General features: G+C 34.5%; 17 protein-coding genes, 5 tRNA genes and 1 CRISPR repeat array. Of the genes, 14 read left to right on the top strand and 8 right to left on the bottom strand.

Annotated elements, in window-relative coordinates; all coding sequences use genetic code 11:
* Nucleotides 1–119: 119 nt before the first annotated feature.
* The 3 genes from ACQY29_RS13540 to ACQY29_RS13530 are packed head-to-tail and all read right to left on the bottom strand — an operon-like array spanning nucleotide 120 to nucleotide 2,244.
* Nucleotides 120–467 carry a carboxymuconolactone decarboxylase family protein gene (locus ACQY29_RS13540; protein ID WP_428225700.1) on the bottom strand — a complete coding sequence of 116 codons (348 nt, stop codon included), beginning with the start codon at nucleotides 465–467 and terminating at the stop codon, nucleotides 120–122.
* Nucleotides 460–1,278, bottom strand: coding sequence for a twin-arginine translocase subunit TatC (gene tatC, locus ACQY29_RS13535; RefSeq protein ID WP_428225699.1), 819 nt, complete (start codon nucleotides 1,276–1,278; stop codon nucleotides 460–462). Before tatC ends, ACQY29_RS13540 begins: the two co-directional genes overlap by 8 nt.
* Nucleotides 1,279–2,244, bottom strand: a complete 966-nt coding sequence (locus ACQY29_RS13530; RefSeq protein WP_428225698.1) for a KpsF/GutQ family sugar-phosphate isomerase — start codon at nucleotides 2,242–2,244, stop codon at nucleotides 1,279–1,281.
* Nucleotides 2,245–2,469: 225 nt separating this feature from the next.
* On the opposite strand from ACQY29_RS13530, the gene recQ reads away from it, so the two are divergent.
* Complete coding sequence (gene recQ, locus ACQY29_RS13525; protein ID WP_428225697.1) at nucleotides 2,470–4,665, top strand: DNA helicase RecQ; 2,196 nt, start codon at nucleotides 2,470–2,472, stop codon at nucleotides 4,663–4,665.
* Nucleotides 4,666–4,914: 249 nt separating this feature from the next.
* Here the strand turns inward: recQ and ACQY29_RS13520 are convergent, their stop codons facing one another.
* Nucleotides 4,915–5,148, bottom strand: a complete 234-nt coding sequence (locus ACQY29_RS13520) for a hypothetical protein (RefSeq protein ID WP_428225696.1) — start codon at nucleotides 5,146–5,148, stop codon at nucleotides 4,915–4,917.
* A gap of 182 nt (nucleotides 5,149–5,330) precedes the next feature.
* Here ACQY29_RS13520 and ACQY29_RS13515 point away from each other — a divergent pair, with 182 nt between their 5' ends.
* The 13 genes from ACQY29_RS13515 to cas2 all read left to right on the top strand — a co-directional run bounded on the left by ACQY29_RS13515 (nucleotide 5,331) and on the right by cas2 (nucleotide 12,433).
* Nucleotides 5,331–6,890 (top strand): NAD(P)/FAD-dependent oxidoreductase, encoded by a 1,560-nt coding sequence (locus tag ACQY29_RS13515; RefSeq protein WP_428225921.1) that lies wholly within the window; start codon nucleotides 5,331–5,333, stop codon nucleotides 6,888–6,890.
* Nucleotides 6,891–6,935: 45 nt separating this feature from the next.
* The gene (gene idi / locus ACQY29_RS13510) at nucleotides 6,936–7,463 is read left to right on the top strand and encodes an isopentenyl-diphosphate Delta-isomerase (RefSeq protein WP_428225695.1); all 528 of its coding nucleotides are present in this window, start codon (nucleotides 6,936–6,938) and stop codon (nucleotides 7,461–7,463) included.
* Nucleotides 7,460–7,867 (top strand): 6-pyruvoyl trahydropterin synthase family protein, encoded by a 408-nt coding sequence (locus ACQY29_RS13505; RefSeq protein WP_428225694.1) that lies wholly within the window; start codon nucleotides 7,460–7,462, stop codon nucleotides 7,865–7,867. Before idi ends, ACQY29_RS13505 begins: the two co-directional genes overlap by 4 nt.
* A 1-nt stretch (nucleotide 7,868) precedes the next feature.
* Nucleotides 7,869–8,330: a peroxiredoxin gene (locus tag ACQY29_RS13500; protein ID WP_428225693.1), complete on the top strand. Its 462-nt coding sequence runs from the start codon at nucleotides 7,869–7,871 to the stop codon at nucleotides 8,328–8,330.
* Nucleotides 8,330–9,298, top strand: coding sequence for a type I phosphomannose isomerase catalytic subunit (locus ACQY29_RS13495; protein ID WP_428225692.1), 969 nt, complete (start codon nucleotides 8,330–8,332; stop codon nucleotides 9,296–9,298). The genes ACQY29_RS13500 and ACQY29_RS13495 overlap by 1 nt, the downstream gene beginning before the upstream one ends.
* Nucleotides 9,299–9,354: 56 nt before the next feature.
* A complete protein-coding gene (locus ACQY29_RS13490; RefSeq protein ID WP_428225691.1) occupies nucleotides 9,355–9,621 on the top strand; it encodes a hypothetical protein in 267 nt (88 codons plus the stop codon).
* Between the two features lie 80 nt (nucleotides 9,622–9,701).
* Nucleotides 9,702–9,775, top strand: a tRNA-Thr gene (locus ACQY29_RS13485).
* 63 nt (nucleotides 9,776–9,838) lie between these two features.
* Nucleotides 9,839–9,912 (top strand) — tRNA-Thr (locus ACQY29_RS13480).
* A gap of 61 nt (nucleotides 9,913–9,973) precedes the next feature.
* A tRNA-Thr gene (locus ACQY29_RS13475) sits at nucleotides 9,974–10,047 on the top strand.
* Nucleotides 10,048–10,111: 64 nt separating this feature from the next.
* Nucleotides 10,112–10,185: transfer RNA gene (locus tag ACQY29_RS13470), tRNA-Thr, on the top strand.
* A gap of 138 nt (nucleotides 10,186–10,323) precedes the next feature.
* Nucleotides 10,324–10,397, top strand: a tRNA-Thr gene (locus ACQY29_RS13465).
* 831 nt (nucleotides 10,398–11,228) lie between these two features.
* The gene (cas1, locus tag ACQY29_RS13460) at nucleotides 11,229–12,113 is read left to right on the top strand and encodes a type II CRISPR-associated endonuclease Cas1 (protein ID WP_428225690.1); all 885 of its coding nucleotides are present in this window, start codon (nucleotides 11,229–11,231) and stop codon (nucleotides 12,111–12,113) included.
* Nucleotides 12,104–12,433: a CRISPR-associated endonuclease Cas2 gene (cas2, locus tag ACQY29_RS13455; protein WP_428225689.1), complete on the top strand. Its 330-nt coding sequence runs from the start codon at nucleotides 12,104–12,106 to the stop codon at nucleotides 12,431–12,433. Before cas1 ends, cas2 begins: the two co-directional genes overlap by 10 nt.
* Nucleotides 12,434–12,539: 106 nt before the next feature.
* Nucleotides 12,540–15,276: a CRISPR direct-repeat array (repeat unit 36 nt; unit sequence AATATCGTGTTTTCTAATCTTTAATCAAACCACAAC).
* 509 nt (nucleotides 15,277–15,785) lie between these two features.
* Here the strand turns inward: cas2 and ACQY29_RS13450 are convergent.
* The 4 genes from ACQY29_RS13450 to ACQY29_RS13435 form a co-directional block, all read right to left on the bottom strand.
* Nucleotides 15,786–16,031 (bottom strand): ribbon-helix-helix domain-containing protein, encoded by a 246-nt coding sequence (locus ACQY29_RS13450; RefSeq protein ID WP_428225688.1) that lies wholly within the window; start codon nucleotides 16,029–16,031, stop codon nucleotides 15,786–15,788.
* 37 nt (nucleotides 16,032–16,068) lie between these two features.
* Entirely contained in the window at nucleotides 16,069–19,944 is a 3,876-nt protein-coding gene (gene cas9, locus ACQY29_RS13445; protein ID WP_428225687.1) for a type II CRISPR RNA-guided endonuclease Cas9, read from the bottom strand.
* Between the two features lie 188 nt (nucleotides 19,945–20,132).
* Nucleotides 20,133–20,642, bottom strand: a complete 510-nt coding sequence (locus ACQY29_RS13440; RefSeq protein ID WP_428225686.1) for a hypothetical protein — start codon at nucleotides 20,640–20,642, stop codon at nucleotides 20,133–20,135.
* A gap of 560 nt (nucleotides 20,643–21,202) precedes the next feature.
* Entirely contained in the window at nucleotides 21,203–22,999 is a 1,797-nt protein-coding gene (locus ACQY29_RS13435) for an acyl-CoA dehydrogenase family protein (RefSeq protein ID WP_428225685.1), read from the bottom strand.
* Nucleotides 23,000–23,129 lie beyond the last annotated feature (130 nt).

The following is a 23,129-nucleotide window of genomic DNA, read 5'->3' as shown; positions in this document are numbered from 1 at the left end:
AAAATTATTTCAGCCTTAATAACTAAAAAATGGAACTAATTATTGTTTATTCCATTCAATCTAACTACCTACTACCACTAACCACAGTATACTGCTCACTGACTACTGCCCACTGCATACTATTCACCACCCTCAAGCGCTTCCCAGAATTCATAGGCTCGTCTTAAATGCGGAATCACAATTGTACCCCCCACCAAAGTTGCTACACTCATGGCTTCCATCATTTCGGCTTTGTTAACGCCTAGTTTGTAACAAGTTTCCAAATGGTATTTGATACAATCATCACAACGCAAAACCGCCGAAGCAACTAAGCCCATTAATTCTTTAGTTTTAGTGTCTAAAGCGCCTTCTGCATAGGTGTTAGTGTCTAAATTAAAAATACGTTTGATAACTTTGTTGTCATCACCTAATATTTTTTCGTTCATTTTTGAACGATAATCATTGAAATCTTTAACTAAATCAGCCATTTTGTGCTTTTAATTGGTTTTTGTAAACAATTCTAGAAATAAGAATACTCATTTCATAGATTAACAACATAGGAACTGCTACCGTAATTTGACTTACCACATCGGGTGGCGTTACGATAGCCGAAATAATCAATACAATAATAATTGCGTATCTGCGCGTGTTTTGTAAGAAACTCGGTTTGATTAAACCTAATTTTGTTAATAGGTATACAATAATAGGTAATTCAAAGAAAATACCACCTGCTAAAACCGAAGTTTTTACCATGCCAATATAAGAATCTAAGTTGATGTCGTTTTTGACAACAGTACTAATTGAAAAACTAGCCAAGAAGTTTACGGACATCGGTACAATAACAAAATAACCAAAAAGGACTCCCATAAAAAATAGAAGAGACGCCGTAAAAATGAAAACTTTGGCATATTTTCGTTCATTTTCGTATAAAGCGGGACTTATAAAACGCCATAGTTCCCAAAGTATATAGGGAAAGCCTAAAATAAACCCAGCGGTAATTCCCATCCAAATAAAAACATTGACTTGCCCTTCCATACTCGTATTTTGGATGGTAAAAGGTAGTTCTTCAATACAAATAGTATCAGCAAACCCTAAGTAGTGTGATGCTTCACAGAAAAATCGGTAGGTAACAAAATCAACTTTTGTAGGGCCAAAAACGACTTGGTCGAAAATAAAATCTGAGAAGAAAAAAACAACTACAGCAAGTAGTACTACAGCAATTGTACTGCGTACTAACAACCATCTCAGCTCTTCTAGATGGTCTAAAAACGACATTTCAGATAAACTTTTCTTAGCCATTTATATAATTCCTTCTTTTAAAATATCATGAATGTGTAAGATGCCTACATAAGTTCCCTTATCTTCAACTACCATTTGAGTAATTGAAAAATCTTCCATAGTGTTAAAAGCATCAATCACCATAGCGTCTAAGGCAACTGTTTTAGGGTTTTTAGTCATAATGTCTTGTGCGGTTAAACCAGCTATGGTTTCGTTAACATTCAACATACGACGAATGTCTCCATCGGTAATAATTCCTATCAATTGGTTGTTCTCAATCACGGCGGTAACCCCTAAACGTTTCTCCGAAATTTCAACAATAACATCTTTGATTGAAGTCGATGGAGTAACCATAGGTTTGTGGGTGCGGTCTAACATATCTGTAACGCGTAGTAATAATTTTTTTCCTAACGCGCCCCCAGGATGGTATTTAGCAAAATCTTCGCTTTTGAAATTTCTTTTCTCCATCAAGCAAACCGCTAACGCATCACCTAAAACCAATTGCGCAGTAGTACTATTTGTCGGTGCTAAATTGTTAGGACACGATTCTTTGTCGACATGAGCATGCAATACTAAATTTGATTCTTTGCCTAAATACGAAGTTAAATTTGCCGTCATTCCAATTAGTGGATTGCCAAAACGTTTTAATAAAGGAACCAAAACTTTTATTTCAGGGCTATTGCCACTTTTTGAAATACAAATAATAACATCGCCTTCTTGTACCATGCCTAAGTCCCCATGAATCGCTTCCGATGCGTGCAAAAACATCGAAGGCGTACCTGTTGAGTTAAAAGTAGCTACCATTTTTTGAGCTATGATGGCGCTTTTTCCAATACCTGTAACTATCAATCGCCCTTTGGCACTGTAAATAAGCTCTACGGCATGGGCAAAATCATCTGTTAGATAATCTACTAATTGGGCAATAGCTTGACTTTGCTCTAAGATAGTATTTTTAGCCGAAGCTAAAATGGTTGCGTTTGTTGTCAAAACAAGAATCGTTTTAAATTTGTATGTGTTAAAGAAATTTGTATCTTTATGAGTGCAAATTTATAAAAATCCTAGCATTGCGGGATTTTTTATTTGCCTGAAATTTTATTAATTTCGTATAAAATTTCTCAAAAAACAAAAAACACGTTTTCTTTTATTAGTTGGGGTAATAAGAAAATGGGTTGATTTATCGTTAATTGTACCAAATAAGAAAATTGTTGAAGAATGAGTGCAGGCCCAATTGATTTACACAAAGAATTAAAAAAGTATTTTGGTTTCGACCAATTCAAAGGACTTCAAGAACAAGTTGTAAGAAGTATCATTACCGGACAAAACACTTTCGTTATCATGCCTACAGGTGGTGGAAAGTCGTTGTGCTACCAGTTGCCCGCATTGATACAGGACGGGGTGGCTATCGTAGTTTCTCCGCTAATCGCTTTGATGAAAAATCAAGTGGATGCGTTACGTAGTTTGGGTTCCGAAATGGGCATTGCGCATGTATTGAACTCTTCTTTAACTAAAACTGAGATTACTCAGGTAAAAAAAGATATCGCTAACGGAATTACCAAGCTCTTATATGTAGCGCCAGAATCCTTAACTAAAGAAGAATATATTGATTTTTTAAAAGAAAATAAAATTTCTTTTGTAGCTATTGATGAAGCACACTGTATCTCAGAATGGGGACATGATTTCCGTCCTGAATACCGTAATTTAAGAAATATTATTGCTTCACTAGGGGAAGTGCCTATTATAGGTCTAACGGCTACTGCTACGCCAAAAGTGCAAGAGGATATTTTGAAAAACTTAGATATGTCGGATGCAAATGTATTTAAAGCATCCTTCAATAGACCTAATTTGTTTTACGAAATACGCACTAAAACCAAAAATGTTGAGTCAGATATCATCCGTTTTATCTCTCAACATAAAGGTAAGTCAGGAGTAATTTACTGTTTATCTCGCAAAAAAGTTGAAGATATTGCCGAGGTATTAAAAGTAAATGGTATTTCTGCGGTACCGTATCATGCGGGATTAGATGCTAAAACACGTGCGAAACATCAGGATATGTTTTTGATGGAGGAAGTAGATGTGGTTGTGGCTACTATTGCTTTTGGTATGGGGATTGATAAACCCGATGTGCGTTTTGTAATTCACCACGATATTCCTAAATCTTTAGAGAGTTATTATCAAGAAACAGGTCGTGCGGGTCGCGATGGTGGTGAAGGGCATTGTTTAGCATACTATTCCTATAAAGATGTTGAAAAATTAGAAAAATTCATGGCTGGAAAGCCTGTTGCGGAGCAGGAAGTAGGTTTTGCGCTGTTGCAAGAAGTTGTTTCCTATGCCGAAACTTCTATGTCACGTCGTAAGTTCTTGTTGCATTATTTTGGTGAAGAATTTGATAATGAAACGGGTGAAGGAGGCGATATGGATGATAACATGCGCAATCCTAAAAACAAAGTGGAAGCTAAGGATAGTGTAGTGAAATTGTTAGAAATCATTCGTGATACTAAAGAATTATACAAGGCTAAAGAAATCATCTTGACTTTAATGGGTAAAGTGAATGCACTTATCAAAGCCCACCGTACAGATGCGCAACCATTTTTTGGCGTAGGCAAGGAGCATGATGAAAAATACTGGATGGCATTAATTCGTCAAGTGATGGTGGAAGGCTATTTCAGAAAAGATATTGAAAGTTATGGGGTGTTGAAAATGAATGATAAAGGATTAGGGTTTATTAAAAATCCGCAATCGTTTATGATGACCGAAGACCATGAATACAATGAAACTGAAGACGAGAACATCGTTACCGCCTCTAAAGCGACAGGCACGGCTGATGAAGCTCTAATGGCGATGTTGGTTGACTTGCGTAAAAAAGTAGGTAAAAAAGAAGGCGTGCCTCCGTATGTGGTTTTTCAAGAGTTTTCGTTGGAAGATATGGCATTGAAATACCCAGTGACTATTGCGGAAATGATTAATATTCAAGGGGTAGGCGAAGGAAAAGCCAAAAAATATGGTAAAGCCTTCGTGGATTTGATTGCCAAATACGTAGAGGAAAACGATATTATTCGTCCTGACGATTTAGTGGTAAAATCGACGGGTGCCAATTCAGGATTGAAATTATACATCATTCAAAATATTGACCGCAAGTTGCCTTTAGATGATATTGCTAAGGCAAAAGGCTTGGATATGGATGGTTTGCTGAAAGAAATGGAGCAAATTGTGTATTCAGGAACTAAATTGAATATCAACTATTGGGTAGATGATATCTTGGATGAAGACCAACAAGAAGAAATTCACGACTACTTTTTAGGTTCTGATTCAGATAAAATACAAGATGCTTTAGATGAGTTTGATGGAGATTATGATACTGAAGAATTACGTTTGATGCGAATTAAGTTTATCAGCGAAGTTGCGAATTAGTGCTCAGAGTTCAGTATTCAGAGTTCAGTATTCAGAGTTCAGTATTCAGTGTTCAGTGAACAATGTTCAATCGAAGTTTTTAGAAACAGTTGAGAAGAATTAAGGAGTTTTAATTCTTCGTATAAAAATAAAAAATCGCAGTTTACAGTTTAAATGCTGAATACTGCGATTTTTTTATCTCTAAGATTTCTTTTTAAGTCCTGCTCACTGTCTACTGAACACTGCCCACTTTGAACTGACAACTGCCCACTAATAAACTTCCCCTCTATGCGGTTTCAAAGCATCTCTTACAGGAATCATGTCTTGTTCGTTCACCACCATCCAAGCAATAGTGTGCATGTCATTTATACAATCAAAACCTGTGATGTTTAAAGAGAGTTTTTCAATAGCGATATATTCTTTTAAATGAATTTCATGATGTTCGGCAGTTTTTGCAGAAGCGGGACCTCTAAAATCCCATATAAGTTTGATTTGTCGTTGCATTATCGTGTGTTTTCTAAGTACAAATGTAAAGTTTTGTTTTCTATTTTATAAAAAGTAAGCAGAAGTTGTCTGACTTGTTGAGGTGATGTGCCAGTAATTTTAATTGTTTTTGTAAAAACCCCTCTTAAAATAGTATAGGAACTCATCCTAAAATAGTATTTTTGCAACGTAAAATCGATATAATGCCAAGAGAACTTCAAATACAGGTTTCCCCTGAAGTAGCGTCAAATGAAGGAATGTTGAAAACCCACGTGTCTAAACTCGTGCAAACATCGGTCAGTGAAATTCAGTATGTAGCTATTGTAAAACGTTCTATCGACGCACGTCAACGCGCTATTAAAATCAATTTGAAATTGCAGGTTTTTTTTCAAGGCGAAGATTTAGTACTTGAAAATATTGCTTTACCCGAATATAAAGAGGTGTCTAAAGCCCCAGAAGTTATTGTGGTGGGAGCAGGTCCTGCTGGATTGTTTGCGGCTTTGCAGTTAATTGAGTTGGGTGTGAAGCCTATTTTGATAGAGCGAGGTAAAGATGTGCGGGGACGTCGTCGTGATTTAAAAGCGATAAACCGCGATGGGATTGTTAATGAAGATTCGAATTACTGTTTTGGTGAAGGGGGTGCAGGAACTTATTCTGATGGAAAACTGTACACGCGTTCTAAAAAACGTGGTGATGTAGATAGGATTTTACGATTGTTGGTCGCTTTTGGTGCTACACCTGATATATTGGTGGATGCCCATCCGCATATTGGAACTAATAAGTTGCCGCAAATTATTCAGGATATTCGTGAGAAAATTAAAGAATACGGGGGGCAAGTTTTGTTTGAAACTCGTGTGACGGATATTTTAGTGAAAAATAATGAAGTAGATGGAGTTGTAATTCAAAATGGCGATGTGATTCATGCTAAAAAACTAATTTTAGCTACGGGCCACTCCGCAAGAGATATTTTTGAATTATTAGACCGAAAAAAGATATTGATTGAGGCCAAGCCATTTGCTTTAGGTGTGCGTGCCGAGCATCCTCAAAGTTTGATAGATAGTATTCAGTATTCTTGTGATTTTCGTGGTGAGTTCTTGCCTCCAGCGCCTTATTCGGTGGTAAAACAAGTGAATGGTCGTGGGATGTATTCGTTTTGTATGTGTCCAGGAGGGGTGATTGCGCCTTGTGCTACCAGTCCAGGTGAAGTGGTAACGAATGGCTGGTCGCCTTCTAAGCGTGACCAAGCGACTGCCAATTCTGGGATTGTGGTGGAGTTGAAATTAGAAGATTTTAAACCTTTTGCAAAACATGGAGCTTTGGCGGGAATGGAATTTCAAAAGGCCATTGAACAAAAAGCTTGGCAATTAGCGGGGCAAACGCAAAAAGTGCCCGCACAACGCATGGTTGATTTTTCGCAAAAGAAAATTTCAGCCGATATTCCTAAAACTTCGTATGTGCCTGGAACGGAAAGTATTGAGTTGGGAGAAGTGTTTCCCGGTTTTCTAACGCAAATTATGCGCGAAGGTTTTGTGCAATTTGGGAAATCCATGAAAGGCTATTTTACCAATGAAGCTATTTTGCATGCACCTGAAAGTCGTACGTCTTCACCAGTGCGTATTCCGCGTGACAATTATTCGTTAGAGCATTTGCAAATAAAAGGCTTGTATCCATGTGGAGAAGGTGCAGGGTATGCTGGTGGGATTATCTCGGCCGCTATAGATGGCGAGAAATGTGCAATTAAGGCGGTTGAAACTTTGGCTTAAAAACTTTGTTGGAGATTTCGTACTTTTACCGAGCAAAATAGAATTATGTCAGAAGAAAAAGTAATTTTAGTTAATGAAAATGATGAGCCCATTGGGTTGATGGCTAAAATGGAAGCTCACGAGAAAGCCTTGTTGCATCGTGCGTTTTCTGTTTTTATAGTAAATGACCAAGGTGAAATCATGTTGCAACAACGTGCGCATCATAAATATCATTCTCCTTTGTTGTGGACCAATACCTGTTGTAGTCATCAGCGTGAAGGAGAGTCGAATATTGAGGCGGGTAAAAGACGTTTGCAAGAGGAAATGGGTTTTACGGCTGAACTAAAAGAGCTTTTTCATTTTATATACAAAGCGCCTTTTGATAATGGTTTGACTGAGCATGAATTAGACCATGTGATGATTGGGTATTATAATGATGCGCCCATTATTAATCCAGATGAGGTTGAGAGCTGGAAATGGATGTCGGTAGAAGCTGTTAAGAAGGATATGGAACTTAATCCAGAAGTTTATACGGTTTGGTTTAAGATTATTTTTGACGAATTTTATCATTTTTTAGAAGAACATACCTTATGAGAGTAACCGTTTCTAGAAAAGCGCATTTCAATGCTGCACATCGTTTGTATCGAAGAGAATGGTCTGATGAGAGAAATCAAGCAGTTTTTGGAAAGTGTAATAATCCCAATTTTCATGGTCATAATTATGAGTTAATTGTAAGCGTGACGGGTGAAATTAATCCAGAAACGGGGTATGTGATTGATATGAAAGATTTGGCGGATATAATTTTTGAAGAAGTAGAAATTGCATTTGACCATAAAAATCTTAATTTAGATGTTCCAGATTTTGAAAATCTAATCCCTACGGCGGAAAATATTGTTGTAGTGGTATGGAATAAAATCAGGAATCGAATAGATAATAGTAATGATTTAGAGGTGACTTTGTATGAAACACCTCGTAATTTTGTAACTTTCAAAGGCTAATATGCAAGAAGGATTAAAAGTAGGGGATAAGTTGCCCTTGTTTGGAGCAAAAGACCAAAATGGAAACGATTTTTATATCGCTTCTGTATTGGAAAAAAAAGTATTGGTTATTTATTTTTATCCTAAAGATGATACGCCAGGATGTACCAAACAGGCTTGTTTTTTGAGAGACCAATACGAAGAATTTAAAACGATTGGTGCAGAGGTAATAGGGATTAGTGGTGATAGTATTGGTATGCATAAAAAATTTGCGAGTAAATACGATTTACCTTTTATCTTGCTTTCTGATGCCGATAAGTCGTTGCGTAAATTATTTGGTGTAAAGACTAATATGTTTGGGTTAATTCCTGGGCGTGTAACGTATATAGTAGATAAAAAAGGGGTAGTTCAAATGATTTTTGAAGATATGAATGCGACAAATCATTTAGAAAAAACCGTTGAAAAAGTAAAAAGTTTGATTTAATGCCGATGGAGTTATATCCTTTACAGTTTAAACCGATTTTAAAAGAAAGAATTTGGGGAGGTACACAGTTAGAGTCCTTTTTGAATAAACCCGTTGTATCTAAAACGACGGGTGAAAGTTGGGAAATATCAGGATTAGAAGGTGATGTGAGTATTGTGAGTAAAGGAGTGTATGCGGGGGAAAGCTTGAATGCTCTGATTTCGAAATATCCCGTAGAGATGTTGGGGGCTAAGGTTTATGCTACTTTTGGAGAAGAGTTTCCTTTGTTGTTTAAATTTTTAGATGCCAAAGAAGATTTGTCTATTCAAGTGCATCCTAATGATACTTTAGCTAAAGAACGACATAATGCTAACGGGAAAACCGAGATGTGGTATGTGGTTCAAGCAGAAGAAAACGCCCGATTGATTGTTGGGTTTAAAGAAGATGCTTCTAAAGAAGCGTATTTGGAATGTCTGAAAAATAAAAGTTTAACATCAATTCTAGATGATTATCCGGTAAAGGCAGGAGATGTTTTTTATTTAGAAACCGGTACAGTGCATGCTATTGGGGCAGGTACTTTAATTGCAGAAATTCAACAGTCTTCAGATATTACTTATCGTATTTATGATTTTGACCGTAAAGATGCGAATGGTAATTTACGTGAATTACACGTAGATTTTGCTTTAGATGCTATCAATTATAAAAAAATTGATGTAAAAAAAGCATATGAAGCATCTTTGAATAAAGAAGTTTCGTTGGTTGATAGTCCTTATTTTTCAGCCGCGATTATAGATTTAGATGGAGTCCTTGATAAAAATAACTCAAACGATTCTTTTGTGGTGTATATGTGTGTGGGAGGTGTGTTTGAAATTCAAGTAGAGGATAAAAAATATGAATTTCAGTTAGGAGATTCTGTGTTAATACCAGCAGCTTTGACCAATTTTCAACTTTCAGGGCAGGCTAAGTTGTTAGAAATAAATATTTCTTAACTGTTTTCAGAAGAATAATTGTAATTTTGCAGTCGTAATTTAAAAATACAAACCTAATGGCAAGTGTAAGAACTTTAAAACAGAGTATCAATTATGTAATTGGTCAAATCATTGAAGCGGTATATTTAGTAGAAATGACAACTACAGGTCAGCCTACTGAAGCAACTAATGCTATCCTTGAAGAATCTTTCACTATTTTTGATAATTTAATCAAAAAAGTAAATGAGAAAAATGTAGCGGATAAGAAATCTCATTTCAAACAAATTAATGTGGAATTGGAAAATGCTGCAAACCAATTAGTTGATAAAATCAACGCGTTGTAGTGGTAAAAATGTAGAAAAAAAGGGGAGTAATTATTTGTAAATTTAAAAAACTCCCTTATTTTTGCACCCGTAAATGAGTCGCCGGTGTAGCTCAGCTGGCTAGAGCAGCTGATTTGTAATCAGCAGGTCGTGGGTTCGAGTCCCTCCATCGGCTCTTTTGAAATAATGAATGATCAGTTGAAAAACTGATTTTGCCAGAATAAAAAAAAAACACTTTGCCGGTGTAGCTCAGCTGGCTAGAGCAGCTGATTTGTAATCAGCAGGTCGTGGGTTCGAGTCCCTCCATCGGCTCTTTTTGAAATAATGAATGATCAGTTGAAAAACTGATTTTGCCAGAATAAAAAAACACTTTGCCGGTGTAGCTCAGCTGGCTAGAGCAGCTGATTTGTAATCAGCAGGTCGTGGGTTCGAGTCCCTCCATCGGCTCTTTTTGAAATAATGAATGATCAGTTGAAAAACTGATTTTGCCAGAATAAAAAAAAAACACTTTGCCGGTGTAGCTCAGCTGGCTAGAGCAGCTGATTTGTAATCAGCAGGTCGTGGGTTCGAGTCCCTCCATCGGCTCAATTTTTTGAAGAGTTTATTCGTTAGGAACGAGAAGTTCATCCTAAGCGAAGTCGAAGGGAGTCTCTCCATCGGCTCAAAATTGAAATAATGAATGTCAGTTTAAAAACTGATTTTGCCAGAATAAAAAAACACTTTGCCGGTGTAGCTCAGCTGGCTAGAGCAGCTGATTTGTAATCAGCAGGTCGTGGGTTCGAGTCCCTCCATCGGCTCAAAAAAGGAATGACGAAAGTTGTTCCTTTTTTTGTTTCTACAACTTTCCTCTTTTTTGATAGTTGTATTTATATTCCTTTTTTTGCTGTTTTAATGATTCGTAGAAATAAATGAGATATGGTTTTTATTTCGTAACTATTCAGCCTACAAACACTCATTCTTTTTTGCTACGAATTACACAAATTAGCACGAATTATTATATTTAAAATAAGCTTACGTTTAAATTATACTGTTTTAACTTTAAATTTACCGCAAGTAAAAACATCTTTAAAACCATCAAGGAATTAAGAAAAATTAGAAACATTTTAATGAATTAAATGACTAAAATAAAAAGGTAATTTCAAAATTTAAATGATATTACACTAATTCTGACCCGTACAAAAGCTCGGTTATTTGTGCTTATTTAAATAAGGCGTTTTCCATTCGGTTACATTATGGTGAAGAATTTGTGCTAATTTGTGTAATTCGTGGCTTAAAAAATAAATGGCTGAATAGTTACTTTATTTCATCATCAAGTCTAATTTTTCAAGGAATTTATTCTTCAAAAGTCTTCCTGTTGATTCTCTGTTATTAGCGTTATGCTGTTTTAGTTGGTGTAGATTTATATATTTATTTGAAATGAACTTCGTTGTAGATTAAAAAAATAATTTTTGTTTTCAATACCTTTAAAGGACTCGTTAGTAAAAATCTAGGGCTTTTATAAACTTTGGTTAGCTGATATAACGCATTTCAGGAAGCTATGTTTTAATGTTAAGGTTTGATTTAAGTTGTTGTTTTGGTAAACTGCAATTAACTTCCTGATAAGGTTTTGTTTTTAACTTGATTCAAAAATGATAAAACGGACCTTACTTATCGAAAATAAAACCAGTATTACCACTCAGCACAATCAATTGGTGCTTAAGAATGAATGGCGTGAAGGCGTAATTCCTATTGAGGATATCGGTTTTTTAGTTCTTGACCATGCTGAAATATATTTGAGTCTTCCTGCTATGAATTTGTTAATAGAAAACAATGCGGCAATCATAGTTTGTGGTAAAAATCACTTGCCTAATGGATTGTTTTTGAATTTGAATAGCCATCATATCCAGCAGGAGTTGTTTAAAAATCAAATTGATGCCAGTGTACCGTTAAAAAAACAATTGTGGCAACAGACCATAGTGGAGAAAATTACCAATCAAGGTTTGCTACTCGAACGGATGACAGCCCAAAAAAATCAATTTCCTTTTTTAGCTTCTAAGGTGTTGAGTGGCGATAGTAGTAATATGGAAGGAGTAGCCGCAAGCCAATATTGGAAACAGTTTTTTGATATGCCTTTTAAGCGTGAACGTTTTGGGGATTACCCCAATAATTTTTTGAATTACGGTTATGCCTTACTACGAGCAGGTACGGCACGCGCCCTGTCAGGGAGTGGTTTGCTCAACACGCTAGGTATACATCATAAAAGCAAGTACAATGCGTTTGCTTTAGCGGATGATATTATGGAACCCTTTCGCCCTATAGTGGATGAAAAAGTATATGAACTCATGCAACGGTACGAGGAGCAAGAATTGAACACAGCCATCAAAGCCGAACTCCTGCAATTGCTCACCCGAACGGTCTATTTTAAGGAAGAGAAAAGTCCATTGATGGTAGGTTTACAAAAAACGGCTAGTTCGCTGCAACAGTGTTTTGCAGGGGAGCGTAAAAAGATAAAATATCCAAAATTATGGATTTAAACGGGTATCGAATCATGTGGTTGTTTGTATTTTTTGATTTGCCCACCGACACGAAGAAAGACCGAAAAAACGCGGCTGGATTTAGGAACCAACTTTTGAAAGATGGATTCAGTATGATGCAATACTCGGTGTATATACGGCATTGTGCCAGTAGCGAAAGTGCAGATGTGCATGAAAAACGCATACAAAAACTCCTGCCTCCCTTGGGCAAAGTGAGTGTACTACGCATTACCGACAAACAATTTGGGAACATACAAAATTTTTGGGGCAAAGTAGTCGTGCCTCAAGCCCCACAACCCACACAGCTTGAGCTGTTTTAGAAATAAAAAAATGCTTCAATCTTGGTTCAATGTGCCAAAAAAGAAGCATTTTTTTTAACGATATTTTGTCTTAATCTGTTGATAATTAGAAGGTGACAAGCCAACTAATATCGTGTTTTCTAATCTTTAATCAAACCACAACTTCTGAACAAGAATTAGGTAAGTTAATTTAATATCGTGTTTTCTAATCTTTAATCAAACCACAACTTACCTGTATATTTATAGAATAACTTTATAAATATCGTGTTTTCTAATCTTTAATCAAACCACAACCATTTTGGTATTTTTTGAAACGTCCGTTTAAATATCGTGTTTTCTAATCTTTAATCAAACCACAACTTCCGATAAGCAGTTCTATACTATACAGGGAATATCGTGTTTTCTAATCTTTAATCAAACCACAACCGTTAGAAATGGAGGTAGAACAACACTTAGAATATCGTGTTTTCTAATCTTTAATCAAACCACAACGAAGCAGGTGTAAATTACCAATTAATGGATAATATCGTGTTTTCTAATCTTTAATCAAACCACAACAGCTAGTGTCTGAATGGTTGCAAGCGTGCCAATATCGTGTTTTCTAATCTTTAATCAAACCACAACTACTGGTCAGATTTAGCAAACGCAAAACCTAATATCGTGTTTTCTAATCTTTAATCAAACCACAACTCTACCTGAGCTATTTAATACAACATTATTAATATCGTGTTTTCTAATCTTTAATCAAACCACAACAATTTCTCAACTGCTTCGTGAATTGCGTCTAATATCGTGTTTTCTAATCTTTAATCAAACCACAACTACCCAAACAGTAACAATTTTATGGTGGTTAATATCGTGTTTTCTAATCTTTAATCAAACCACAACAAATTAAAGGGGGAGTTTATGGAGGACGATAATATCGTGTTTTCTAATCTTTAATCAAACCACAACTTCAGAGGATTTGTGTTTCTGCCAGTAATAATATCGTGTTTTCTAATCTTTAATCAAACCACAACTTATTCAAACCTCTTGCTTGGTTGATTTTGAATATCGTGTTTTCTAATCTTTAATCAAACCACAACCAAAGTTCCAGTCAGAATTAAAAGCCTGAAAATATCGTGTTTTCTAATCTTTAATCAAACCACAACCGTTGATATCTGAACGAACAAATTGTCTTTAATATCGTGTTTTCTAATCTTTAATCAAACCACAACAGAGCATACACAGAAGATTTAGATGGAAACAATATCGTGTTTTCTAATCTTTAATCAAACCACAACCTTTTTATCGAATATTATTAGCCTTTATTAAATATCGTGTTTTCTAATCTTTAATCAAACCACAACATTAAATTCTCTACTATCTCGAAATGCTCTAATATCGTGTTTTCTAATCTTTAATCAAACCACAACTTGACGTGCTTTTACATTGTTAGGAAATGAATATCGTGTTTTCTAATCTTTAATCAAACCACAACAAGTAGAAGATAGTATCGCTTTAATACAATAATATCGTGTTTTCTAATCTTTAATCAAACCACAACAGCGGTATAAACGTAAATGCATCAACTACAAATATCGTGTTTTCTAATCTTTAATCAAACCACAACTTAGAAAAGCTAGGTATATACATAAGTTCAAATATCGTGTTTTCTAATCTTTAATCAAACCACAACAGATACAGAAAACAGAAAAGCAGTAAATGCAATATCGTGTTTTCTAATCTTTAATCAAACCACAACTAAAGTACGGAAACGGCGCTTCTTATGATTAATATCGTGTTTTCTAATCTTTAATCAAACCACAACAACAGGCTTTAATACCAACACGTTCCATATAATATCGTGTTTTCTAATCTTTAATCAAACCACAACTCGCCGTGATTGTGAGGCGGTATTTCGTCAAATATCGTGTTTTCTAATCTTTAATCAAACCACAACAGTAAATCCTGAGCATTAAATAAGCACTAAATATCGTGTTTTCTAATCTTTAATCAAACCACAACTGTTTTGGTACTTCTTAAATCGCCCATTGAAATATCGTGTTTTCTAATCTTTAATCAAACCACAACTCAAATTGCAAAGAATTACCAGATGTAAAGAATATCGTGTTTTCTAATCTTTAATCAAACCACAACTCTTCAACTAACTTTATTTGTTGTTCTTTCAATATCGTGTTTTCTAATCTTTAATCAAACCACAACGGTACTCCTTTTAAATTACCAACAGAAAATAATATCGTGTTTTCTAATCTTTAATCAAACCACAACTTCAAATTTCAGACTTTGTTGAGAAAAATCAATATCGTGTTTTCTAATCTTTAATCAAACCACAACTACTTTTATGATTTTCAGTTTACGTTTCCAAATATCGTGTTTTCTAATCTTTAATCAAACCACAACGCATAGTTTTTTCTTTAAAGGTGAATTTGTAATATCGTGTTTTCTAATCTTTAATCAAACCACAACGGGTCAGACAACGATTTATGTTGCCCTGTAAATATCGTGTTTTCTAATCTTTAATCAAACCACAACTCTGTCGTATTTGTTATATTTTTTTTAGCGAATATCGTGTTTTCTAATCTTTAATCAAACCACAACTTTATCCACAGAGCTTAGAAGAATTGATAAAATATCGTGTTTTCTAATCTTTAATCAAACCACAACGGCAGTAGATCTTTATACTCCATTTTTATTAATATCGTGTTTTCTAATCTTTAATCAAACCACAACTGGAAAACGGTGGTATATTGAATTTAATAAATATCGTGTTTTCTAATCTTTAATCAAACCACAACATGCCAATTAAAAAGAAAAGAAAATCCTTTAATATCGTGTTTTCTAATCTTTAATCAATTATAATCACAAACGCACCTATAACAAATATTGACTTGGTGTTTGTAAACCACAACTTGACGGGTCTAAGCTGGATTTTATGTACTAATATCGTGTTTTAGCTCCGCTGAATCTCGCAAGCTCGATTTCTAATCTTTAATCAAATCGACCAGAGGGAGATTTACAAACACACTTTTTTAATTGTTAACAAGGTGCTAAAAAAAATACAACTATTCGATATGGAGCTAGATTATGAAAATTTATGTCAATGAACGTTTTAATAATTTTGTCTGCCAATAATTGCCATGATTTCAATTTCATTGGCATTGATTTTGTAGAAAATTGTATCTGCCCCACAAACACAATATCTGTACTCTTTTCGATATCGAGTAACTTCTGGGAACAGCAAGGGGTTTGAAGCTATTTTAGAAAAACATTCAAATAGCATCTCATAATATTTTTCTACTTGGAACAAACCGAAACGCCCAAACCATATTCAAAAATTCGAGTCAAATCTTCCTCAACTTGAATATTCAGTTTATAGCGGTACATTTAATTTTTTCTTTATTTCGGCTAATAATTCTTCTTTTGTTTTGGTGCTAAAACCGCTTTTCTCGGCTTTTTCTAATTTCATTCGCACAAAATCTATATGCGCATCGCGTTCACGAGCTTGTTTAATTAAATAATTTACCGCTTCACTTTTACTTGTAAATTCTTCGTTTGCGACTTGCTGTTTTAACCACTCATCATTTTGATTGGCTAAAGTGATACTTTGACGTGCCATACTATATATGTTTATTGGTGTAAATTTACACCATTTTTTAATACTTAAAGTCTATTTTTCCAGAAGGGTGTAAAATAAAATCCTGCCCTTCAAATATAGCTTTAACGTTGCTTAAACTGATTCTTAGTTTTTGAGAAGGCTGTTCAAAATTTACCGATGATTCTTTGATTAAATCCTTATCCGCGCCTCCTTGTATATGGTGTCGCAATTGAATTCGACCATCACTTTCAAATTGAGTAATTTTAAATAATCTTTTGCTAATGTCTGATTTTGAAAGCTTCTTTAATTCTTCGGGGGTGTTTTCATAAAACAATGCCATTTGATTAACTCGTAAAACTTTTGACAATGGAACAAGTATCGTATCCTTCTTACTCTCTATAGTAATATTCTCCTCTATAGGTGTTTCTAATTTGGATTTTCCTTGATTGAATTTAGCTAAATCAAATGCAGAAATAGTCTTATGTTTCTGTATTTTTTTTCCTTTACCATCAATGGTTTCATAAATAGCCATTGCAAAAATATTTTCTAATGTGGCATAATAAAATTCTTTATGTTCTTTACGATTCCCTTGTGATTTGTGGCTCTGTGCTTTTATTTTGGGCAAATCACTATTTCTAGTTCTCATCCTAATTTTTTTAATAAGCATTTCTTTTATTTCATTTCCTTTTTCGTCTTTCTCACTAGGCAATAAAATCCAATTTTCCTTTGTTCTACAATTTTTTAAGCCGTGTTTTAGAATCCTTGCTTTTATGCCTTCATCAACTATATTCGCAACATCTGCATCCGAAAAATTTGCATTTATTGGCTTTCTAATTACAAACCAAAATTCTTTTTCTTTATTTTCATTTTCTCTTTCAATTTTTCCGTAAAAGGTATCTTTATGCAATGAGGCTCTTATGCCTTGTCCTTTCTCATATATTGTATTACCGTACTTGTCATATTGAATTTTATTTCTTTTACGTAATTTTCTTTTTGTTTGTTTTTCAATGGTAGCTTTGTGATTATGAACTGTAATGATTTGTTCCTTTAACTGATTAATATCCTCCGTAAAAGTTTGCCAAGGTTTTTGAACTTTAAATTTATCTTGATACCTATTTTCTTCTGATTCTTTAAATGCTTCCGCTAATCCGTCACGAATACTTTTGTCCATACAAGTTAAAACTATAGCATCTATGGCGTGATGATAATTCAGGTTTCTGTCTTTTTCACCTAAGCCCCAAGATTTTCTTACATCCGACACCATTGAGCCTTTGGCTGGAAAAACATTTTGGAACAGAGACTTTAAAAAAAGCTGAGCGTATTTTGTTATAATCCCCGTGTCGACTAATTGACTATTTTTAAAATTGGGTTTAATTTCGGTTGCCGTAAAACGATAAACTTTTTGCTTCCAGTAATCTAATTCCAATTTTAAATAATGACGTTGTTGAATGGCTCTGTTTTTTTGTTTAACCGTACTCGCTACTTTCGAAAAATATTTTTGTTGTTCAATTTTCTCTTCTAATTCATCTATCTTTTCTTCCCAACCTTTTATATTTAGAGTAAAATTATTGATGTATTCCTCTTCTAATTCTTGAGGAATTCTATTTCCTTTAATCTGATTAAATGTTTTATCAGCCAAGGTTTTATTGGCTAATGAATTATCAAAAGATTTACTTCGTGGAAAAGTATGTTCTATATCAAACTGTGGATTTGCTCCTAATAGTTTTTCACAATTTATAGTTTTGTTGGTATAAAAACATTTTCCATTTTGTTCCTGACATAATCTGTACTTCAATACGTCAGTATCTGTTACTTTAGAATTCGTGTCTAAAGCAAGTTCTTCCAGTTTTTCTCTAAACTTTTTGTTTTCATTTTCACGTTCTCTTTGCCATTTTTCAATGGCTAGTCGCTTATTTTTATCATTTAATTCACGGGCTAGTTCAATAATAATTTCAGTATCGGGCGCAATTTTATTTTCCTTTAAAAGCGTATTTATCAATTTTCTCAAATAGAATAAGGTGCGCATTGCCATAGGATTTTTAACTGAATTTGTAAATGGCAACCCTAATAGATTATCTTGACTCTGTGGATAAACATCCATAGCCGAAGGATGATATAGTTTATCCGCCTGCTCTTTTGCTATTTGATATTCTTGAATTAAAAAATCCTTAATAATTTCATCGATTCTTGGTTTTGGCAAATAATAACCTCCAACTCTTCTCTTTTGAAGTTGTTCTTGAAAAGTGATTTCAATTTCATTTAATAATTCTTTTTTAGACTCATCAGAAAGTTTATCCCATTCTTTTTTGCCATAGAATAGTTTTGTTTTGGCAGATACGTTTTTCTTGTCGGTATCATCCAAAATATAATCTAGGTGTGAATTATCATATTCCTTTATAAAATCACCAACTAAGCCATTTACTATATCAATTTTAAGTGTTTGCTCTTTATACTGCGCAATAATATCAATGATAGTATCTTGAATAAATTCTTTGTTAGATTCCCATTTTTCTTTTCCAACTATAGAGTCTATGTTGGCAAAGAAAACAGCATAAGGATAAATTATTTTGTTTTCCAAAAACGGCAATATCTTTCCAATAGCTTTTTTGCTCAAAGAAGAATAGCCTTGCTTTAAATTTATGGTTTCATAATAGTTGACTTTCTCTTCTGAAATATCAAATCTATCTCTAATAAAACTCTTTACCTTTTCTGTGGTTATGTCGTTAACGAAATCTCCCGAGAAAAATAGTGTATGCCATAATTCGTCAATTAATTCATCAACAGTCTTATTATCTTGTTTTTTATATTTTGAAAGAATTATTTTTTTACAGCCTTCCCAATCTTCTGCATCAAAAACTTCAATTAATTTGCTTATTGTAGGACTGCCAACAATAGGGTATTTATCGTTATAATTAAACTCAAAATTTAGGCTATTCTTCTTTGCGAGATTGTTCACACCTTTTGAAATATCAATAAACTTAAAATTTTTAGCACTAATTCTATAAAATTTATCTTTTGCAATTTTATAATATTCAGGATATTCAGAAAGAAAAACAAACTTATCACTATTTCGTTCTTTAACTTTAATAGAGTTTAGGTATTGATACATTCTAAATTCTTCAAAAATTGGATGACTTATTGGGCAACGAGTTTTTGCTTTTTCTAAAGTACACTTTCCAACAGCTCCTTTTTGGGATTTTAAAGGTCTTTGAAAAAAAATAGCATCAAAGAAAACATCTGCTAATTCTTTACTGACATTTTGTGTTTTCATTAAGATATTAAATTCCTCTACATAGCTAATTCGAGAAGAATTTACTTCTTGGTCATCCGCACTAAATTTTGTCTTTCTAACTTTTATATCTTTTTGAAGCAAGTCAAAGTAATATTCTCCTAAAGTTTTAAAACCATTTTGTTTTAAAATTTCTTGCTCTTTTTTGTATTGTTCTAAATCTTTACCTGCATCAGCATCTTTTCGACCACTTTTAAAGCCTCGACGTTGACACATATGATATAAAGCTCTGCCTAACTCTAATTTTGATACCAATTGATTAGCACCTTTTGCTCTGACTTCATAAGGATTAATCATCAACCATTCTGAAAATTCATAATTGGTTGTTGGGTATTTCATATCTCGTCCTTTTTTGTATTCAGACCAGATTATTAATTCATCATTTGTTAAAGGACAAAAACCGTTTTTTATTAATAATTTCAATAAATCAGTTTTTCTCTTTTTCCTTCTTTTATATAATTTTCTTGATGCTCTATGTTTAGTTCTTTCTGACGCCAAAGAAAACTCAACACCTTTTTCCTCACCTACACCCTGTGGAAATACAATCACATTAGTTTCAGTAATTTGATTGCCTTTAATAGAGGTTTCTCTAATTGCCCACCCAATCGAGTTGGTACCCAAGTCTAGTCCTAGTATTTTTGTCATTTTGTTTAGTTTGCAATTTTGAACTAAATGTAAGAAAAAACTTTTTTATCTAAATACGGAAAACCGTAAAGAACTTACAGTTTTTTTATGTATGTTTGTATTAGATAATTTTATTCTAATCTTTAATCTTATCACAATAAGGCTATATGCCGTAGATGAAAGTCTTTAGTCCTGCTTCGGTGGGACTTTTATTTTTTAGACCGTTGCACTTCTAGCAAACTTATTTTATGCGTCAAAACTTCTAGTTCTAATTCCATTTTAGTTAGGCTTTTTAGGTTATAGTTTTTCAGTTGGTTACGCCCACGATGGGTTATACTATCAAGTAAGTAGGCTTGTGCGCTGAACTGATTCGATTGTATGAGGCATTGAACATGGAGTAGTATTTTATTTGCTTGTTCATGTTTGTTACGGAAATGTTTTATTTTTCTTTCTAGCTTTAGTTTTTCCAGTTGGGTTTTTTCTAATTCCTCCTGCCATAGTTTTTCTGTCTCTTGAGGTTGGCTTTCAATGCTTAGTGTCTGTTCAGGCTGGGACAGTATAGTCATCAACTGCGTAAGTCTAAGCAGTTCGTCTGTTTTTAAGCTTCGTCTTTGGATTTCATACATAGACCAAGTGGTGCGATTAATTCGTAGCAGTAGTGCTATTTCTTCTTGTGTAAATCCTATTTGTTGGGTCAGCGATGTTTTGTTTGTTTTCATTATGTTCTGGCTTTTTAGTTGTAGCAAAATTTTTAAAATCAAATTGCTTGCCACAAAGTAGTGGCAATATCATTTTTGGAATTTATGTTGCCACAAAGTGGTGGCAATTTTTATAGAAACAACCATTTTGCCACTACTAGCCATTTGATGGTACAAAAACTTAAAACATATTCGAGTTGACGGGGCTTGGTGCTATCGGGTTACTCGTCAGTTAGAGTGCTAAGCGTATCGAGAGCTGTTAAAGAGATAAGTTCTCGATATGTTTTTCTCCATTTCATTACAAAAAACTACTCGAACGGACGGGGCTTGGTACTATCGGAGTACTCGTCAGCTCGAGTGCAAAGCGTATCGAGAGCTAAAAAATATTCGATTTAATAGAGGAAATCTTTTAAAAGAAAATTCAATCATTAAATAGGGTCTGCTGAGTTTTTCAGCAGACCCTAAAATAGGAAATGTTTTCAAGATTCAGTCGATGTTTTTAAATTTTAGTGTAAAAAACAAAAACCACAACAGGAAAAATCCCATTGTGGCTTTCAACCAAACTAATTAAAATTTAAAGACTAATAGCAATAGCCGTTTTCTGCAATCATTTTAGCAGTGATAGTCTCGCGTAGCGCTACTACATTTGGCATATTGGTATATTTTGTAAAACGACGTAATCCCATTAACATCATGCGTTGCTCATCGCCATCAGCAAAAGAAACAATACCTTCTTTTCCTTTTTGAGAAACGATGTCTACCGCTTGGTATAAGTACAATTGCGCCATAGCAATTTGTTCTTTTACATTTTCAGATCCTTTAGCTTTCGCTAATTTTTCTGTACGTAAAATTCCTGATTCTGCCATGTAAATCTCGATTAACATATCAGAAGCACACATTAATAATTGTTGGTGTTGCTCTAAATCTGGACCAAATTTTTGAACTGCTGCACCCGCAACCATTAAGAACGCTTTTTTCAATTTGCCGATTAATTCTTTTTCTTCAGCAAATAATTCAGTATAATCAGGAATGTTGAAATCAGGAATACCCATCAATTCTTCAGCAACTGCCATCGCAGGACCTAATAAATCTACTTGACCTTTCATGGCTTTTTTCACTAACATACCTACTGATAACATACGGTTAATTTCGTTAGTTCCTTCATAGATACGAGCAATACGAGCATCTCTCCAAGCTGATTCCATTGGTGTTTCTTCTGAGAATCCCATACCTCCAAAAATTTGGATACCTTCGTCAGTACAGCTTTGAACGTCTTCTGAAACCGCTACTTTAAGGATAGAACATTCGATAGCAAATTCTTCCACTCCTTTTAATTCCGCTTCTTGGTGGGTGTTACCCGCTGCTTCACGTAATTCAATTCTTGTTTCGATATCTTTAGCGGCACGGTACGAAGCTGCTTCATCCACATAAGCGTTAGTAGCCATGTTAGCTAATTTAGCTTGAATAGCGCCAAAGTTTGCAATTGGGGTTTTAAATTGGATACGCTCGCTAGCATATTTTACAGCTTCTGTAATGGTACGACGTTGTGCATCTAAACAAGCAGCTGCCAATTTGATACGACCTACGTTCAACGCATTCATTGCAATTTTAAAACCTTCACCGCGTCCTGCTAACATGTTTTCTACAGGAACAATTGTATCGTTGAAGAATACTTGACGTGTAGAAGACGAACGAATACCTAATTTGTGTTCTTCTTCACCTAACGTAATTCCGTTTGAATTTGCAGGGTCATACTCTACGATGAAACCCGTGATGTTTTTGTCATCTTCAATACGAGCAAAAACAATCATTACGTTACAGAAACCAGCGTTAGAAATCCACATTTTCTGACCGTTGATTTTGTATGATTTACCATCTGCTGATAATTCTGCTTTTGTTTTACCAGAATTAGCGTCTGAACCTGCTCCAGGTTCTGTTAAACAGTAAGCACCAAACCATTCACCTGAAGCTAATTTTGGAACATATTTTAATCTTTGTTCTTCTGTACCGTATAAAGTGATTGGCATAGTACCAATACCTGTGTGCGCTCCGAAAGCTGTAGAGAATGAACCTGTAGCACCAGAAATATAGTCACAAGTTAACATCGTTGATACGAAGCCCATACCTAAACCACCGTAAGCTTCAGGAACCGCTACGCCTAAGAAACCAAGTTCACCTGCTTTACGCATACATTCTTCAGTGTAAGCGTAGTCTTTTTTCTCAAAACGAGGTTTTTCTGACCATAATTCTTTGTCTACGAATTCTTTGATAGAATCACGCATCATGATTTGTTCTTCTGAGAAATCCTCAGGAGTAAATATATTTTCGCATTTCGTTTCTTTAACTAAGAACTGTCCGCCTCTTGTAATATCTTCCATAGTTAGCCCCCTAACCCCCAAAGGGGGAATTCCTACTAGGGGTAAGTAGGGTTTTAAAAATGCTTTTAGATTATCAAATCGAAATTAAAAAGCTTATGTTATACAAATTTTAATGAACGTTTTTTTTTTG

The sequence above is a fragment of the Flavobacterium sp. genome (assembly GCF_965262375.1).
Taxonomy (GTDB): Bacteria; Bacteroidota; Bacteroidia; order Flavobacteriales; family Flavobacteriaceae; genus Flavobacterium.
Note: the sequence above shows the minus strand (reverse complement) of the source record. Positions and strands in the feature narration are given on the sequence as shown.